Below are 18,001 nucleotides of genomic sequence, written 5' to 3' on the forward strand. Positions count from 1 at the left end.
CCTTCTATGTGAAGTACTCCAATTTTGCTTCCGGGAAGAATTTTTCCATATAGGCATAGAGGTGACTTTTTATATCATCTTTTTGATAAATGTATTTTCCGATTCCATATTTACCCCATTTATACCTTCGCTTTTCTTCATCTAATTCTAATTTTGTCATGGGGTAATTTTTTTCTATAACTCTTTTGGCCGGTTTTGTAAAACGGTGTTGAATAAATTCAAAGGTTAGGTCTTTTTTTGCCTCGGGGGGCAATTCCCCTTCTAAACGTTCGAACATATGATAATACCCTTCTTGCCAGCCCTCATGTAAATAAATCGGGGCTACAATAAAACCAAGGGGGTATCCCGCTCTCGCAACTTTTCCTGCAGCCTCAATGCGTTTCGCTAAAGGGGAGGTCCCGGGTTCAAAATACTTGATGACATAATCAGCATTCACGCTAAATCGAAAACGGGTTTTGCCATTATGCTTGGCATCCAGTAAGTGATCCACATGATGGAATTTCGTAACAAATCTCGATTTTCCATATTGCGATTCACCAAAATGCTCAATAGCCCGCTTTAATGTATGTGTCAGATGATCGATGCCAACAATATCGGATGTACAGGATGCTTCGAATCTCGTCAACTCTGGAGCCCGTTCTGCCATATATTTATCCGCAGCGTCAAGTATTTCATCTACATTTACATACATTCGGATGTATGGTTTATTTCCCATTGTCGTTTGTAAATAGCAATAATGACAATGGCCCATACAACCCGTTGCAAAAGGAATGGCATATTCAGCAGAGGGCTTTGAAGTATCAAACTTAAGTGTTTTTCTAATTCCAACTACTAATGTGGATTTGGCAACACGGTACTGCTGAAAATCATTTTCACCTGGAAGATTTCTCACCTGATTATGGGAAGTTGTGTAGCGAATTTCGACGTTGTCTTTTTCGAATTTTTCAAATAGTCCCCTGCCTAGTGGGTAGTTTAGCGCGTCTGGTTCAAAGTAAATAAGCTTAGGTGTGAATGGCTTATTCATTTAAAGTACCTTTTGAAATATCTCCATAATAGTAATTATAGGCTTGGTTTGCCTCTTTTTCTGTTGAATAGACAGCCAGATCACTGGATAGGGGATAATAATCTTCATAAAGAAATAAAGCAAGTTCATTAGGACTTTTTGGATGATTGACAACTGCGGCGCTCTGTACATTTGCTACATCCTGAGTATGTGGATTCCGGTGAAAAACATAGACAATATCCCCCGCATGATAAGAATGGTTTCCGTTCATTTCCTCATCTACACCTTATTAGTACTAACGTTAATTAAATCAAAAAATCTTATTGTAAAAAATTTAGTTCTTGGGGTGGTTCATCATAATGATTTAAAATACGGGCAGTTTCAGGCTGTATTTCTATAAATACATAGTTTGGATCTTCAGGACCATCAAACCATTTATTGAATGAATCGTCCCAGAGTTTATTTTTCAAGTTTTGCGAGTTATTAATTTTAGATCTTCCAGAAATTTGAACATATGCATCGCTTTGTCCTTGTTCTTCATAACCTAATAATACAGATACAAATGGATTTTTTTCTATTTCGCCTAACTTTTCAGTATTCATTTTAGTTGGTGAATACAAGGTTAAGTCATCATTATAAAATGTCATATACCGTGAATGAGGTTTATTATTTTCAACAGTAGAAAGGACACCCCCTCTATGATTCGATATAATCTTAAGGACTTGTTTTGTTAAATCTGATGTGTTCATTACTTTACACTCCTCTCTAATTTCTATTTTAATATGCACAAATTTCCGAAATAAAAACATCAAAATCATTGGTTTTTTGTTAATAAATAATTTTGAATACGAGACAGCATTTTCTAATTTATATTACTTACATTCCTTACTTTGCCAAATAATTTTCCATACATAAATCCTAAATCTTCTCACATAATAAAGTTTGTAAGTAAAAACGCATTTATCAGGAGAATAATTATGGGTATTATCAGTGGTAATTCTAAAGAGGAACCATTGCATTATGGAGAAGTAATCGGCTGTTGGGCATATATCGGTGCAAACAAGGGCTTGATTAGCGGATACGAGGCTTTTATCAACCATGCCGGCGGCAATGATCTTATCAACTTGCTAAAAGAAGCTGTCGATACGATGAGAGAAGAAAATAAAAAAATTGAAAAAGTCTTGAAGGAAAATGGAATAACTCCTCCTCCTTCATTGCCAAAACGAGGCGTTGCTAGTGCCACAGAAATTCCAATGGGCGCAAGATTTATGGATCTGTAAATTTCTGGAGCCTTATCCATTAATTTAGGACAAGGACTCGTATCGTGTAGCCAAGTAATCGGACAATGTCTGCAAGTTGATATCGCAATGATGTTTGGCAAGTTTTTAGCAGACAAAATGGCTTTCGGCCTAAAATTACTGAATATGAACAAGGAGAAGGGTTGGATTATACCACCCCCATTGCATATGAATCCTCCAAAAAGTGATTAATTATCAATTAAAAAATTCAGCGTATTTACCCGTATTATACTAAAACTCTATATTTTTAAGAAAAGAGCTGTTCAGAAATTCGGTGAGACACGAATTCTATGACAGCTCTTTTCTTACTTTTTTATTCCTTTAAGGTGGATAAGTTTTTTCCATGCCAGATGAATTGTAAACACTATTTGTACATTCTAACTAATAATGTTCTGTAGGAGGTAATAATATTGAAGGTTGCACTGATTGTCGGAAGTATTCTGTTGCCACTAATAATGATCTATATCCTGCACCGTTATAGAAGGATATGTACTCTATATAATATACTGATGGTATTATCCGTCATCTTATTTGGAGATATTGCTGCATTATCAATTCTCCAAATTATTCAAGACAATACAGTTTTCATGACTGCAATTCATGCGATTTTTTTAGACCCACTTTTTCTCGCAACAGGTGCTTATATATGGATATATACGATTTATTGTCTAATGCTGTTGACCATAAAAGATTGGAGTAAAGATGACAAGGACAAGTGAGCCTTTAAAGGATTTTTCCAGTACCCACTTCATTCGTGCGGGTATTATTTTTGAGTGAATAAAGCCAATTGATGTAAACCCTTAAATCTTTATTCACCATCATCTTTCACAGTCCGTATATTATGCAATAAAAAAAACACCCTCCTCAAGTTAATGGGAAGAGCGCTTTTACAGTCATCTTACTTATTTAATTCATAATACTATTTCTTACTCTAATTTGCAAATCTCATGTGAATTTTTAATATGCGTGTCAAAACCGGTCAACAGCTCATCACGGACGATGAGCTGTGCCAGCTTAACTCCATCCACCTTCCAATCATCAAACACCATATTGACACTTCTTACAAGCATTTTTGATGATCCTACGCTTAGGTGTGTAGGTCAGTTTCAACTATTATCGTTGCCGTGAGGACATCTTCAATGCCAAACGTTACAACTATTTTGTATTTACGTATAACCATACATAAAACCCAAAATTCCTCTCATAATAGAATTGTAAGTAACTCAACTCGAGGAACAACTATGTGTATTCTAAGTGGCAACCCTAAAAAAAGAACCAATACATAACGATGTAAGCCGATTATCTAACAGAAATGCAATGACAAATATAAAATAACTAACTTGTGAATTTGGAGGTAAAAAATGTGATTGTACGTCTTGGTTATGTAGCAATGAACACCGAATTAAAAAACGCATCTCCATCACAAACCATGACTTTTACACAATTTCAGAAAATCGGGGATCGGGAAGCCGCTATCCGCAAATTAGAGCGCATTTCCATCTCGAATTTACAGAACACACTTCGAATTTTGATGCATAATGTAGCTTCTGAGATACATTTTTATCGTTTAACTTCACGTCTTATCCCTTTGGCTAACCATGAAGAGCTGCATGATTGGAATTATATGAAGCCACTCCAAGAACTTTTACGTGAGATTGGCGATTTTGCTAGAGGAAACAAACTTAGAATTGATTTTCATCCAGATCACTTTGTACTTATTAATTCCATTAAGAAAGAGATTTTTAAAAATTCGATTCAAACGCTTAAGATGCATTATTTATTATTAAAAGGAATGGGAATAAATCCGGTTCATCGTTGTGTCTTGCATGTGGGAGGCAATTATAAAGAAACGGAACTATCGCTTGAACGTTTTATAGATAATTGGATGGACGTTCCAAAATCGATTCAAAAAATGATAATGCTGGAAAATGATGATACTTCATTTACACTAGAGGATACTCTTTACTTATGTGAAAAGCTGGATATTCCACTTGTATTTGATTATCACCATCACCTTGCCCACCATAAGAATCCCAATTGGCAAGCTCAGTGGGAGCGTGTCACTCAAACGTGGTGCCACTCTCCTCTTCCAATTAAAATGCATATTTCTAGTCCCAAAAGCCAAAAGACATTCCGACACCACGCTGATTATGTTGACATAGATATGTTTTTTCAATTTTTAAATGAAATTAAAGGTAGCGTTTCTCAAATTGACTGTATGATAGAGGCAAAAAGAAAGGACAATGCCCTGTTTCAATTAATGGAAGAAATTAGAGGTAGGGATAATGTAAAAATAATAGATGGCTCTTCATTTCATATTAAATGAAAATCACAGTCAACTGGGTACCAATACTCTGTCTCAACTATTTTTAATTTCTCCATATGCTTCCAAGGCACGCTTTCTCGCAATCGAGTGCTCGACGATAGGAAGCGGATAAGTTTCTCCGAGCACGATCTTAGCCTCGGTAAGAATGTGCTCAGGTGCTTTCCATGGTTCATGAATGTACGGGACAGGCAATTCCGCTAGTTCCGGAATCCATCTACGTATATATAGACCATCGCTATCGAACTTTTGGCTCTGTAGTGTTGGATTGAAAACTCTGAAATAAGGTGACGCATCAATGCCAGTACCGGCTACCCATTGCCACCCTATTGCATTGTTTGCCGGATCAAAATCGACAAGTGTTTGCTGAAACCACTTCGATCCTTCTAACCAGGTAACGAGTAAGTGTTTCACTAAGAAAGAAGCCACAACCATACGAACCCGATTATGAATAACTCCCGTTTCCCATAATTCCCGCATACCTGCATCGACAAGTGGATAGCCCGTCAACCCTTTTTGCCATTTTTCTAATTCTTCCTCATGATTTAACCATGGAAACTCTTTAAACTTTTCACGTAATGGTTCATTTAATATCGTAGGGAAATGAATCAACTGATGATAAGCGAACTCTCGCCATACGAGTTGCCTCAAAAAGGCATCGATGGATGACTGCCTATATTCATCCGATTTCCCGTCTCGAAGTCTTTTCGCTGCATGCCAAATAGACCTCACACTAATATCTCCCCATACTAAATGTGCTGATAAAGATGAGACCGCATCTGCGGAGGGGATATCGGATTCCTTCGCGTAATGCACTAGCCCTTCATCAGCAAATTGTTGCCATCTAGAAATCGCCCCTTTTTCACCTGGCTCCCAGTAAGTATGGAATTTGTCATACCAGGGTATGTTGGGCAACAAACCTAGTTCTTCTACTTGTAAAGATGGAAGGGCCTCATTATAAGGAATAATACTAGGTGGAATTGGCAGTGGGTAATTGACTGATTCCCTCATTGATTTTTTCCAAAATGATGTAAATACTTTATAAGGCTCGTTTTTTTGGTTCAACATCTTCTCCGGTGTAAACAACAAATTTGAAGAAAACGACTGAACTTCACTCACGCAAGAAAGTAATTTCCCGGCAATTATACGATCCCTGCTAATAATAGAAGGTTCATGGCGTTCATTAAAATAGACCGCATCTGCTTTCGTTTGTTCGCAAATTAACATAAGTTGCTCTAAATTACTTCCCATTCTAACAATAAGGTTCAATCCATGAGATTCAAGTTCTCTTTCCAACCCCATTAAAGAATGATGAAGCCACCATCGCGCAGTTTCACTCGTCGCGTAGTCAAGTTCTTCCTGTTCTGACCAAATAAAAAGGGGAATAATTGCCCCTTGCTGAGCTGCTTCCCACAATGCTGGGTTATCATGCAAACGTAAATCCTTTCTAAACCAAACGATTACTTTTTTCAACCGTACCTCATCCTTTGCGTTCCGGGTAGTGTGCTCCATTTTCAAATTCCATGACGAACGATTATACTTGCTTTAGCACGCCATCCGTCATGTTGTACACCTTGTCGCAATACCCCACTAGACGTGTATCATGTGTGACAACAATCGTAGTCGTATTTTTGTTCTTTGTTTCATTTTTCAATAACTCCATTACCTCATAGGCCCGATCAGAGTCTAGTGACGCTGTTGGTTCATCCGCTAAAATAACGGAAGGATTACTGTATAAAGCTTTGGCAATCGCTACCCGTTGCCGTTCACCGCCAGATAAATCTGCAGGATACTTCGTTCGTAAATCACCAATTCCCAAGTCTTCATATAGCTCTTCCAACTGGGGTTTCGTCATATTACCTTTCTTTACTTGGTCCAATAATTTCAACTGATCAGCTACAGATAAAAATGGAATAAGATTCGAAGCCTGCAAAACAAAACCAATTTCTTTTAGCCGTATTTTTGAACGCTCTTTCTCATTAATATCCGCTAGATTCTTATTATTAATCGTAACAGAACCAGAAGTGGGCGTAAGAAGCCCACCAACAATTGTTAGGAATGTACTTTTCCCTGAACCTGATGGCCCGATAATCGCTATCAACTCCCCCTTTTCGGCTGAAAAATTGATTTCCTTCAAAGCCTCTACTTGTTTATGGCCACTGCCGAATGTTTTTTTCACTTGCTTTAATTCTAAAACTGCCATCTTTTATCCTCCTATCGCTTTTAATGGATCAATGCGTACAATTGTAAGAACGGAGAACACAGCTCCCATGATCGCAACAACAATCAAAACTAGTCCGTATATAAGCATTGTCACAATATCAAACGCTACAGGGACTGCACTAGGTAAAAATGCACCTGTAATTAGGGTCAACACGAATCCGATTACTACACCAACTGCCGCCAAGAGAAATGTTTGTGCAATGACTGACCGTGACAAATAGCCATTCGATATACCTTGTGCTTTCATGACCCCGAACATGCTGATCTTCTGAACGGTCAAAACATACAGGAAGATGGCTACAATGACTGCCGAAATCGCAAACAAGAAATAAATCATGAAATTTAATGTCAAGCTTTGTTCGGTGTATCCTGGTAAATTCTGAATAAACGTTTCTACTTCCATTAATTCCAAAGAATCATTCGCATTGATGGTTGCTATGTTGTCGTCACGCACAACAATTGCATTTATACTTGATGCTTTTGCTTCAGCCACTTCACCAAATTTCACCCGCTGAAAAGTAGACAAATCTCCATATAAAACCGGAGCTGCATTGAACCTTGCCTTATCTGTAAACCCAACAATCTTTAGTATTTGTTCTGACGAGGATAGCTGCAATTCGTCACCAATATTAAACCCTTCTTCTTGTAGTACATCGCTGGCGATTACTTCATTTTCCTCCGCAAACACTTTACCTTCCGTCACCTTCGGCATAATAAATCCATCTTTTTCTATCCCAAAGAGCGATATCTTTGTTTTTTGCTTGCCATTTCCGGCAACGGCATTTATTTGCCCAATGACAGCCAATTCTTTTGCATCGATCTCCACTGTATCTTCAATGGTCAACGATGATTGACCCATACTCTTATCGGATTCCTTGGTTAAAATGATTGCATCTGCCTGCCATTTATCGACAGATTCTCGATTTAAGTTTTGTAAACCTGTTGCAAGTCCAGATAGAAAGAATACTAAATAAGATACGAGCATTAATACGCCAACGATTAATGTAAAACGCAGTTTATTTTTTTTTATTTCGTTCCAAGCTAAAAACATCTTTGCACTTCCTTTCTAATAATTGTAGAGCTAGTGTGATGAGACCCCCCTACCGTTTAACTCTTCTCCGTATCGTTTCTAATTGCTTTAATTACATTTCACTTCGCTAATTCTGGATATGTATGCAAATCAACCTATTGAACCAAATCTGTTCCTCCTTTCATAACAACACTATATTCCTTTGACCTAACTATATTATTATTTACAACATCCCGTCAAATCCTTGTATATACTAAAATTTAAAACATTGTACAAAAGACTGTTTTATTTTATACTAGTGTTTAAATAATTTAATATTAATTTTGAGTTATTTTATGCACCACAGTAATTCATGACAACCAGGATAACTATTTAAATAGATTATTATTTCCCGAAAGAACAATACAATCCACCTCACTATACAAAGTTAGACATAAAGACTATGTAATTCCATTTACTGAAGGGATTGAAAGAACAAAAGATTTTAAGCGGCTCGAAGGGAATAGGGTTAGATTTCAATATTGGATAATGTTATAAATACAACGTTGTACAAAACACTATTTATCCTTATACTTGCAACAGGGCTCATAGTTTGTTGAAAGGATGTAATTGACATAATAAATCCATCAGATATAAGTGAAATGTATTTTATCCAACAAGTTTCGGTCATGACGGGGTTATCAAAGCAAGTTATCCGTAAATGGGAAGAACGTTATAATCTTGTACAACCTAAACGATTGGAAAACGGCTATCGTGTATACAGCGATACAGATATTAACGCCTTGCTTAGCGTCAAAAGTCTATCCGAACAAGGACATTCTGTTAAACGGGCTGTCCAGCTTACAAAAGAAAGAGTCACTTCGCTCGAAACAGTTCCAACTTCAATACGTCCAATTCAACATCCACCCGCCCTCAACGATTATGTTTTCCGGCTTTTAGAAAAAGGGACACATTGTAATGAACTAGAGTTACATTTAATATTGCAAGAAGCTTATCACGCTTTAGGTCTCTCCGACTTTTTGACATCTGTTGTTGTTCCTTTTTTAAATAAGGTAGGAAACAAATGGCACCAAAAAGAATGGGATGAATATCAAGAATCTGTCTCAAGCCTTGTAGTACGTGATTTTTTAGTACAAATACGGCGTAATTTCAGATACAGGGAGGACGCACCTTTAATTATAGGCGCCTGCCTTCCTTTTGAGCAGCATGAAATCCCATTGCACATACTCTTATTACAATTCATGATGAAAGGCTGGAAAACTACACTCATCGGAGCTTCTCCAGCACCAGGCTCTATTGAATCACTTGTAAAAAAATTAAAACCAGCAAAAGTAATATTATCGGCAACAACAACAATTCCATTTGAAACGGATTCAAACTTGTTAAACAGTCTAGATCAGTTTGCTGTTGAACATCCGCAAATCGACTTTTATCTAGGTGGCACAGGAGCACTGGACTATACAAAAAGAAAAAAATTTCGAGCGATATATGTTACTAATTCAATTGAAGATACCTTAATAACTCAGAAAAATACTAGCACTTGAGCTATTATTCTTAAGATTCTTCACGTAGGTATCAATAGATTAGCGGGGTGTGAGTTAATGTACTCAATTAGGGGAGGACTTCATCAAGCTGTTGTATCTGGTTTATTCTCGGGATTGTTCTTAGCTACGATGTTAAAAATCATTGAGCAAATCACGCATTTTAAAGTGTACACGCTATTACTGAATATCGACTATATTCCCTACATTAAAAACTTTGTCTTCCCAGAGATTATTGAAGTGGGCTTTCATCTAATTATTTCAATAGCATTAACCGGCAGTTTACATTTGCTAATTACTCATAGAAAAGTTTTTACACGAAAAAAAATAATTGTCATGTGTACTTCATTATGTTTCTTTATTGGCGTAGCACTATTCCCTACTACTATGTTTTCAGATAAGACCCCTGCCCTATCAAGTATCCCTTCCCTTGCATATTGGTTGATAGGGCACATAGCATATGGGTATGTGCTCGGTGAATTAATCACTCGAAATTTATCAAATGGTCGTTTGAACCGAAACTCTAATATGAATTTTATGACCTAGACTGCTTAATGAACCCATTTACCGATTGAACCATTACGTTTTTTCAATGTAATTAAACTTCAAATGCAGTAAAGCTCCCTTCGTTATCAAAGTCTTTCACTTCGATAACCCTATCAGTGAACTGTTCCACTGTATTTATATTGCTACCTATTACAAGGGAAAGCACATTAAAGGCTTTCTCTCGTTTCTTTTTATTGAATGCTTCCAGGAACGAATCCGTTATTTGGTCTTCGCCATCTGTAACAAAAACAATATCAGCTTGTTTATAACGACATTCATTTATTACGTGCACTGCATCGTCAAGTGCAAGTGTAAAATTTGTTCCTCCACCTAAAAAAGTCCGCGCAAGCCTAGTCATTTCAGAAGCTCGAATTTTGCCTTTTTCATATCTGAAAATTTGAGTACGTGAGGAGAATAATACCAAGCAAAGATCCCTTCTTTGCTTTTTTGCAATTGACATCAGAGCTAATGTAAACCCTTTCGATTGCGTGTCAAGGCTACCCATACTATCCGACTGGTCAAGGCAAAGTACAATTGGACCCTTCTTCAAAACCTCCGGTCCTTTCTGTTCAAATTGCATCGTTTGGCTTTCCGCAAAACGACGAAGAAAATCCATCTTCGTCAGCGGATGCGTATAGAAGCTAAACTCGATAGGTAACAAATTTTCAATATCATTTCCAATTGTAACCCCACTTCTCGCCACAGACTGGCTTTGTTTCGACTTTTGTTTTTTTTGAGCAATCTGTTTAAATCGGCCCGCCCATTCTGCTATTTCTTTCATCTTATTAGTACATGCAATTTTCTCTGCCAACAAAATCTTGTCCCGTAAAGGAACTTTTTTTAATTCTGCATCTGCATTACCCGCACTAATGCCACCCAGCAACGATTTCAAACCATCAGTCACCTGTCGAGACTCTTGTCGAGCTTGGGCTATCGCTAGTAAGAAGCTTTCGCTATTACTTTGAATAGTTTCCCTCAACTTTCCATTCCATTCATTCATTTCACCCGCTTGGCTTTTTCGATTAGCTTCTTGAAGTTGCCGATTTTGCGTTTGTCTAAGCATTAGTCGGATTTTAGCCGACTGTTCCCCAAGGTCTTTATCTTTCTCTTGTTGCTGAACCAACCATTTGTTTATCTTTTCTCCGAACTTTATTGTACTAATGGCCGACGCTATATCATTTAACCGAGTAAAATTCCGATAGGAAGCAAAATACTCATCTGCCATGATGACTTCCATAAGTAATTTATTGACCGAAAGAAAACCATCAACATCCTTTGCTGTTATTGCGGGTTTCATCTTATATAAGGCAGCCCAAATATCACTAAGCAAAGGTTCAAATGTAGGCAAAACCGCTTCGTTTATAAGCTTTTGGAGCTCTTGTGACATTTCAAGAATTTCTTTAAAACGCCTTCTATCGAATGCATCTGTATTCAACACTGAACGATTCTCATCGTAGATTTCGATCCTTCTCACTAGAGTACTCCCTTCACATTTTGTAATGGATGCCAGAAGACCCTTCGATTTCTTTTTTGCCATGTAACGTACCATAATACATCGGTTCTAAAATAGCGTTTAGAATTTCTTGTTGCATTGATTTCACTTTAATAAGTAAGGCGTCAATTTCCACATCCCTACCTTCATAACACCCTTTCAACTTATTCAAATCAGCCTCCAAAGCCTTCATTTTTTGAATTGCTTCCATTCCAGCTTCTATTGAATTATCCTGCTTTATCGAATTAAACACTTCGTTTGCTTCATTTTGAATAGAATCGATTGCCCGGATAGCAGTGTCTTCCGCATGTCTACGAACAATGAATGAAACTGTATCTTTTTGATCTATCGTTTCCCAAAGAGCATTTTCGAGGATTACAACGTCTTCTACCGACACGACTTGTCTTTTACGAATTAACGCTCTCGCCTGCAGCACGCTTAATGATTGCTTGAACCGCCGATCCGATGGTCGAATTCCCTCATCCCGCAACTCTTTGCGAATTTTTGCAATAGCACTGTATACTTCATCCTGGATGGTCACCATATCTGTTAAGAACTGAAAGTGTATCAAGTCCTCCATTGTCATGGTTGGCATTTGCCCATGTTTGCCTGCATTCTTCATCATAGAAGTAAAATTCGTATCATCTGCTATATAGTCAACCTCATATCGAAGTAAAAAACGATCGAATAACGCTTCCAGTCCTTCACCTTCTTCCGGATATTCATTCGAAGCACCGATTACAGACATCAAAGGGACTGGTATAGGGGACCCGTCATTGTAAAAAATCCTTTCATTAATAATGGTTAGTAAACTGTTCAGAATAGCGCTGTTCGCCTTGAAGATTTCATCTAAAAATACTACATGTACTTCCGGCATTTTTGATGCTGTATTCCGCTTGTATACGCCTTGTTCCAGGTCCTTCAGCGATAAAGGTCCAAATAATTCCTCAGGTGTACTAAACCTCGTTAGTAACCATTGAAAATATTTTGTGCCCTGTATCATTTTTGCAAGTTCTACTGCTAATGCAGATTTTGCTGTACCTGAAGGACCAATCATGAGTAGATGTTGTCGTGATAATATCGCTATAAGAATCGCTTCAATCTCAGCCTCACGCTCATAAAACTTAACATTTAACGCATTTTTAATGTCATCTAATTTCGAAAGGTTGTTCTCCATGCACCACCACTCCCGTCACTTACCAATGTGTTTCCAACTAGCTTTTCCATCTCGATCATTTGCTATTCAAAAAGCAAAATGTGCTTGTAGGACATTGATTATCGATTTCAATGTTCCACAAGCACACTATCATATTAGATAATTTCATGTCACGCACCTTTAGTTCGTAAAAGTACACCTTAACGAACAGCCTAATAAAAACGATAAACACATATGAACAACGTTCGCAAACCCATTAAAACACTTTCCGAACGTTCACCCGTATATTTGCGACTTCCTGAACGGAATTGTACACTTTGGGAAACAAATATTTTTGGAGGGATATTCTATTTTGGAATCACGAGAGTTTGGTTATGTTCGTGTAAGCGCAAAGGATCCGAATGGAAATCGGCAGATTGAATCAATGAAAGAAATAGGAATCGGTGATAGGGATATATTCATAGATAAACAGTCGGGGAAAAACTTTGATCGTGAAAACTATCAACTGATGAATGGGATGATGAGGAAAGGTGATACTCCCTATATTCACTCACTTGATTGATTTGGCCGTAATAAGGAATAAATAGGTGTCCGAATGAATACGCCTAACAAGACTTCGAAAGTTTTATTTGCACTTTATATACTTAAGATTTCGGAAAGCGACGGATGAACAACCACCATACGATTTTCGAGAAACATGTGTAGGGATGAGACGCAGTCGCATCCCTACACATGGTAACACCTCGGTAATGGTATAGAAGTTGTTCTATCCAAAGTCATCCGAAAGCAACTGTATACAAAGTGCCTAGTGTATAATGTAGTTATTTTTTGCTAATCAACAGGCGTGTAATCAAAGGGAATTTCAATCCTTAATTTTGTAATTAACACCCGGCATTTTACACTTGTTCATCTCAAGATCTCTTTGGAAATAAATTTACCGCTTATAATCCTCTCTATTTTTGCTAATAATAAGTAATACAAAAAATGTTAGAGGGTTTTCGAGTGAAGGGTATCGGATCAATCAGTATGCTACATGTCATTTTTCTAACGATGACGGTCATTGGGCTAAAAAATCATGTAACCATTCTTCCCCCATTATTAAAAACTGTAGGAAGAGATGGGTGGATGTCTGTCATATTGGCAACAATCATCATATTGCCATGGTTATTTCTGTTAGTTTATATTCATAAAAAATCCAACCAAGAGCCGATTGCGGATTGGTTAAAACTAAAAATAGGCAAGATTGCCTCCTCCATTATCCTCTATATTGTTGCTATTTATTTGATCATCCTTGCCGCTTTTACAATGAGGGAAACGTTACAATGGGTCACAACCACTTTTTTACCAGAAACGCCGATGGTGGTACTGTTAATCATCTATACACTTCTTTGTATCCTATTGGCCACAACAAATCTACAGACGATTGCGATTGTGAATGTCATTGTTCTAGCCGGAGTCGTTGTTTTAGGTTTTTTTGTAGCGATTACGAACATACAAGTGAAAGATCATGAGTTATTGCTCCCTTTTTTCGAACATGGGTTCCAACCTATACTGAAAGGAATCATCTATCCCGCTTCTGGATTTGTTGAGCTCCTGCTCGTACTCTTTTTACAACATCAAATTAAAGGTCGGATACGTTGGTACCACTTTGCGGTGATGGTTTTTATTTTAATGGGGTTAACGATCGGTCCGCTCAATGGTGCGGTGATGGAGTTTGGGCCCGATGAGGCAGCAAAGCAAAGATTTCCTGCTTATGAAGAATGGGGTCTTGCGGCAATTGGACGCTTTGTTGAACATCTTGATTTTTTGTCAATCTATCAATGGCTTACGGGTGCGTTTATAAGAATGGGGTTAATTTTATTTGTGGTAGCGGAAATATTAAAAATGACGGGAAATCGAAAGCGTATTTTGAAAACACTAGCCCCTCCATTTTTCTTAATAAACTTTGTACTATTTCTTATGAATGACGGTCTATTTCTGAAATTTAAAGGGGATTATTTATTGTCAATCACTTTTTTCTTTTTTTTCTTTTTATCCCTTATTCTCGTGATTGTTGCTTTCTTTTCAAATAAATCATCTAAGAAAGTCGAAACTTAAAACCTACACAGAAAATGGTGAAAAACGATGCAATCGGCTGAAACATCAATGGATATCAACAACTTAAAAGAACTATTTCAGAAGTCAGCGGACGTGCAGTTTCAAGCGTATACCTTTCGTCAATATAAGGTGCATTTTATTACTTGTGACGCCATGATAGACCAGCAGTTGTTGAATGAGGTCATCATTCAACGAATTCAACTGGTTTTTGATAACCGAGAAGAAAAGCCACTAGAAGCAACTTTGCTGGAACAATTACACATTCCTGATATCAATAAATTAGAGGAGATAACAGAAGCCATTTCCCTGGTGTATACAGGCCATTTGCTGCTTTATTTTGAAGAGGATCAGCTCCTGTTTTCAAGCAATATTGCTAAAAAGCCGAATCGAAATCCTGAAGAGACAAGAATGGAAGTTCTCGTAAAAGGTCCGAGAGATAACTTTATTGAAGACCTTTCCGTTAATATCGCTTTAATACGAAAACGATTGCCTACGAATTCATTATGCGTAGAAAAATTAGAACTAGGAAAACGTTCAAAAACGGCTGTAGCTATTCTTTATTTTGATGATATTGCGGATAAAGAAATTTTGAATGGCATAAAAACCAGATTGGAAAAAGTTGATATCGATATTGTATTTAGTGGGGATTTATTAATGGAACGGGTGAATAAAAGTGCCAAGCTCTTTCCTAGAGCCGATTATACAGGTCGACCCGATACTGCTGTTCAATCACTTGTAAGAGGGCGATTTCTAATTCTTGTTGACGGGGTTGCGTATGTAGTAATCACGCCTGTAAATATGTTTTTATTGTTAAAATCGAGTGAAGATAATGAATCCCCTGTCTTTTTCAGTTCATTTGAGCGACTATTACGTCTGTTAGGCATTGGGATTGGCTTATTACTACCGGCGTTTTGGCTTTCTTTAATGACATTTCACCAAAATCAGATGCCATTACAATTACTTGCGACCATTATCCAATCGAATATGGGGCTTCCACTCCCTGCGGCACTTGAAATGCTACTTATGCTACTCATGTTTGAGTTGTTCCGAGAAGCTGGCTTACGTCTTCCATCTGCCATTGGAGGGACAATCAGTGTTGTCGGCGGATTGATTATTGGTGATGCCGCCATTCGGGCCGGTGTTACAAGCCCTGCGATGATTGTTATCATCGCCATTTCGACAATCGCGACATTTACGTTAGTCAACCAATCTCTTGTGACTGCAATCGGGCTATTACGCATTATTTTCATTTTAGTCACTTCATTTTTAGGTCTTTTCGGTTTTTTTATGTGCATTTATTTTACGTTGCTCTATTTAGCGAATATCCGAACTTTCGGGGTTTCTTACTTGAACATTGCGACTGATTTAAATTGGACAACCATTAAAGCCACTCTTTTTCGATTACCTTCCAACTACTACAATGAACGTCCAAATATGTTGAATCCACAGGATAAGACGCGGACCAAAGAGGATGAAAAATGAATAAAAAAATGATTGCCATGCTTATTTTGCTTATGCCGATACTCACGAGTTGTTGGGATGTCAACGAGCCTGAAAGAATGCTCTATATTCATGGGATTGGTGTAGATTTTGAAGATGGTCAATACAAAGTATATAGTCAAATTATTGACTTTAGTAATACGGCAAAATCAGATCAACCAATCACCAAAGAAATTCAGTCCGAGGTTGGATCTGCTACAGGAGAAACAATAGATGAAGCATTTTTTGAATTGTATCATTCCATCGACCAGAGGGTTTTTTGGGGCCATTTTTCGTATCTTATTTTATCTGAAGAGGCAATGAAAAATGGAAGGGTAAATTCGATTGTCGACAGTTTTATGCGGTATAGAGAAACGAGATATCAAATTTGGGTGTACAGTACAAAAGATCCCGTAAAAGATCTACTGCTCGTGTCTCCTATCATCAATAAAGCCATTACGTTATCGAAGCTTGGTGATCCAATGAACTCATTTAAGCAAGAATCCTTTATAGAACCCCTCAATTTTCGTGAATTGATTATTGCACTGAATGAACCAAGTTATGAAGCACGTATTCCGTATGTTTCCATCACTGAAAATTGGGAAACGGTAGAAGGTCCGAATACTTCAGCCACACTATCAGGAGTTGGTGTTATCACTCCAAATCAGTTTAAAGGATTTATCACAGAAGAAAAGGTCCAAGGCCTGCAGTGGATGACGAATGCAACGAAAAGGGGAGAAGTGACTGTGAAGTTGAATTCGGACGAACAAAGTCACCTCACCATGATCATTGATAAACTTCAGGTAAAAGTGAAACCCATTGTGGAAAATGACAATGTGACATTCGATATTGATGTAAAAGTAGACCTGACGGTCAGTACAATTGAAGAGAAAATAACGTCTAGTGAGATTAAAAAGGAAACTGCAAAACAGATAAAAAAAGAAATTGAGGATACGTATGAAGAAGGACTAAAACACGATGTGGATATTTATCGCTTATCGGAGCACTTATATCGGAAAGACGTAAAGACATGGAAAAGAATACAAAAGGATGGGAAAGTTGAATTGACCAAGGATTCCATCCATAATCTTACCGTAGCAGTTGAAAAGATTGAATCGAGTAGGAGATCATTAAGGGAAACCATCGAGAAATGATCGAACGCTGAAAGTGGTCAAGTTTCATGAAGATATACACAAATTAATAGTGTATATCGTGCCACTAGGCACTCTTACAATACGTAGCTAGAAAAGGTGACCATGATAAATAACTAAGTCTTTTCTGACTACGTTTTTTCGCATGCGATTATATATTGAAGACGAAGTTTACGGAATTTCATTAATGAACTTGGATTAATGACCGTATCCTCTGGAGTCATATCCAGGATATATTTAAAGGACATTTACATCGGGAAGATTAAAAATCGACTTCAATAGTAACTATTTTAACATACGAATCTGAAGCACCGCATTGTGAACGTTACCCCTTTTCAATTTTTTGAGCATGAACGTGAAGTCCACAAGAACATTAATTTGACGCAACATGTTATCTTTCCGGACAACGATATCGTAGATTGCCATATATAGACTAAGATTTAAGGTTTCTTGACTAGAGATCATCGGGATACCACCTGAATTTAGCCCTTTGTTATACAATTCAAAAGCGGGCCAATGCCGATTTTGAATTTATAAGACGAACTTATGAAAATGAGATTTGAAGCGAAGGCGCCTTACACGTGATAGCCGGAGTATAGTTAAAGAGATTCATTGGTTCGAGCTATCATTGATGAACTTTTTCAGTGGCCTCGTCTAAAGAT

The 18,001-nt window shown here is 37.5% G+C and carries 17 protein-coding genes and 2 pseudogenes; 9 read left to right on the plus strand and 10 right to left on the minus strand.

The genetic code is table 11. The features are described from left to right. Positions 1 to 4: 4 nt before the first annotated feature. The 3 genes from splB to MKY34_RS20005 are packed head-to-tail and all read right to left on the minus strand — an operon-like array spanning position 5 to position 1,752. Positions 5 to 1,024 (minus strand): spore photoproduct lyase, encoded by a 1,020-nt coding sequence (gene splB, locus MKY34_RS19995; protein ID WP_342512859.1) that lies wholly within the window; start codon positions 1,022 to 1,024, stop codon positions 5 to 7. Next, positions 1,017 to 1,274 carry a transcriptional regulator SplA domain-containing protein gene (locus MKY34_RS20000; RefSeq protein ID WP_342512860.1) on the minus strand — a complete coding sequence of 86 codons (258 nt, stop codon included), beginning with the start codon at positions 1,272 to 1,274 and terminating at the stop codon, positions 1,017 to 1,019. The genes splB and MKY34_RS20000 overlap by 8 nt, the downstream gene beginning before the upstream one ends. 49 nt (positions 1,275 to 1,323) lie before the next feature. After that, positions 1,324 to 1,752, minus strand: coding sequence for a pyridoxamine 5'-phosphate oxidase family protein (locus MKY34_RS20005; protein ID WP_342512861.1), 429 nt, complete (start codon positions 1,750 to 1,752; stop codon positions 1,324 to 1,326). Positions 1,753 to 1,980: 228 nt separating this feature from the next. On the opposite strand from MKY34_RS20005, the pseudogene MKY34_RS20010 reads away from it, so the two are divergent. Next, a pseudogene (locus tag MKY34_RS20010) lies at positions 1,981 to 2,493 on the plus strand (DUF3231 family protein). 218 nt (positions 2,494 to 2,711) lie between these two features. Then, entirely contained in the window at positions 2,712 to 3,020 is a 309-nt protein-coding gene (locus tag MKY34_RS20015; protein WP_342512862.1) for a transposase, read from the plus strand. A gap of 207 nt (positions 3,021 to 3,227) precedes the next feature. Here MKY34_RS20015 and MKY34_RS20020 read toward each other — a convergent pair whose 3' ends face one another. After that, positions 3,228 to 3,371 (minus strand): hypothetical protein, encoded by a 144-nt coding sequence (locus MKY34_RS20020; protein ID WP_342512863.1) that lies wholly within the window; start codon positions 3,369 to 3,371, stop codon positions 3,228 to 3,230. Positions 3,372 to 3,667: 296 nt separating this feature from the next. Here MKY34_RS20020 and uvsE point away from each other — a divergent pair, with 296 nt between their 5' ends. Beyond that, on the plus strand, positions 3,668 to 4,627 hold the full coding sequence (gene uvsE, locus MKY34_RS20025) for a UV DNA damage repair endonuclease UvsE (RefSeq protein WP_342515317.1): 960 nt from the start codon (positions 3,668 to 3,670) through the stop codon (positions 4,625 to 4,627). A gap of 33 nt (positions 4,628 to 4,660) precedes the next feature. On the opposite strand, the gene MKY34_RS20030 is transcribed toward uvsE, so the two are convergent. From MKY34_RS20030 to MKY34_RS20040, 3 genes are all read right to left on the minus strand, one after another. Next, positions 4,661 to 6,097 carry a deoxyribodipyrimidine photo-lyase gene (locus MKY34_RS20030; RefSeq protein ID WP_342512864.1) on the minus strand — a complete coding sequence of 479 codons (1,437 nt, stop codon included), beginning with the start codon at positions 6,095 to 6,097 and terminating at the stop codon, positions 4,661 to 4,663. Between the two features lie 61 nt (positions 6,098 to 6,158). Continuing rightward, positions 6,159 to 6,827 carry an ABC transporter ATP-binding protein gene (locus MKY34_RS20035; RefSeq protein ID WP_342512865.1) on the minus strand — a complete coding sequence of 223 codons (669 nt, stop codon included), beginning with the start codon at positions 6,825 to 6,827 and terminating at the stop codon, positions 6,159 to 6,161. A 3-nt stretch (positions 6,828 to 6,830) separates the two neighbouring features. Further along, positions 6,831 to 7,898, minus strand: coding sequence for an ABC transporter permease (locus MKY34_RS20040; RefSeq protein WP_342512866.1), 1,068 nt, complete (start codon positions 7,896 to 7,898; stop codon positions 6,831 to 6,833). Positions 7,899 to 8,518: 620 nt separating this feature from the next. Here MKY34_RS20040 and MKY34_RS20045 point away from each other — a divergent pair. Beyond that, on the plus strand, positions 8,519 to 9,421 hold the full coding sequence (locus tag MKY34_RS20045) for a MerR family transcriptional regulator (RefSeq protein WP_342512867.1): 903 nt from the start codon (positions 8,519 to 8,521) through the stop codon (positions 9,419 to 9,421). A gap of 57 nt (positions 9,422 to 9,478) precedes the next feature. Further along, positions 9,479 to 9,964, plus strand: a complete 486-nt coding sequence (locus MKY34_RS20050; RefSeq protein ID WP_342512868.1) for a hypothetical protein — start codon at positions 9,479 to 9,481, stop codon at positions 9,962 to 9,964. A 52-nt stretch (positions 9,965 to 10,016) separates the two neighbouring features. Here the strand turns inward: MKY34_RS20050 and MKY34_RS20055 are convergent, their stop codons facing one another. Beyond that, positions 10,017 to 11,438 carry a VWA domain-containing protein gene (locus tag MKY34_RS20055; RefSeq protein ID WP_342512869.1) on the minus strand — a complete coding sequence of 474 codons (1,422 nt, stop codon included), beginning with the start codon at positions 11,436 to 11,438 and terminating at the stop codon, positions 10,017 to 10,019. A gap of 13 nt (positions 11,439 to 11,451) precedes the next feature. Next, positions 11,452 to 12,633, minus strand: a complete 1,182-nt coding sequence (locus MKY34_RS20060; RefSeq protein ID WP_342512870.1) for an AAA family ATPase — start codon at positions 12,631 to 12,633, stop codon at positions 11,452 to 11,454. Positions 12,634 to 12,964: 331 nt separating this feature from the next. Between MKY34_RS20060 and MKY34_RS20065 the strand changes: the two genes are divergently transcribed. From MKY34_RS20065 to MKY34_RS20080, 4 genes are all read left to right on the plus strand, one after another. Then, entirely contained in the window at positions 12,965 to 13,174 is a 210-nt protein-coding gene (locus MKY34_RS20065; RefSeq protein ID WP_342512871.1) for a recombinase family protein, read from the plus strand. Between the two features lie 440 nt (positions 13,175 to 13,614). Beyond that, a complete protein-coding gene (locus MKY34_RS20070) occupies positions 13,615 to 14,709 on the plus strand; it encodes an endospore germination permease (protein WP_342512872.1) in 1,095 nt (364 codons plus the stop codon). Positions 14,710 to 14,736: 27 nt separating this feature from the next. Next, the gene (locus MKY34_RS20075; protein ID WP_342512873.1) at positions 14,737 to 16,191 is read left to right on the plus strand and encodes a spore germination protein; all 1,455 of its coding nucleotides are present in this window, start codon (positions 14,737 to 14,739) and stop codon (positions 16,189 to 16,191) included. Then, positions 16,188 to 17,342, plus strand: coding sequence for a Ger(x)C family spore germination protein (locus MKY34_RS20080; RefSeq protein WP_342512874.1), 1,155 nt, complete (start codon positions 16,188 to 16,190; stop codon positions 17,340 to 17,342). Before MKY34_RS20075 ends, MKY34_RS20080 begins: the two co-directional genes overlap by 4 nt. Positions 17,343 to 17,500: 158 nt before the next feature. Here the strand turns inward: MKY34_RS20080 and MKY34_RS20085 are convergent. Then, positions 17,501 to 17,804, minus strand: a pseudogene (locus MKY34_RS20085) (IS5/IS1182 family transposase); the annotation flags it as partial. Between the last annotated feature and the right edge of the window lie 197 nt (positions 17,805 to 18,001).

Origin of the sequence: Sporosarcina sp. FSL K6-1522 (assembly GCF_038622445.1) — a bacterium.
GTDB lineage: Bacteria > Bacillota > Bacilli > Bacillales_A > Planococcaceae > Sporosarcina.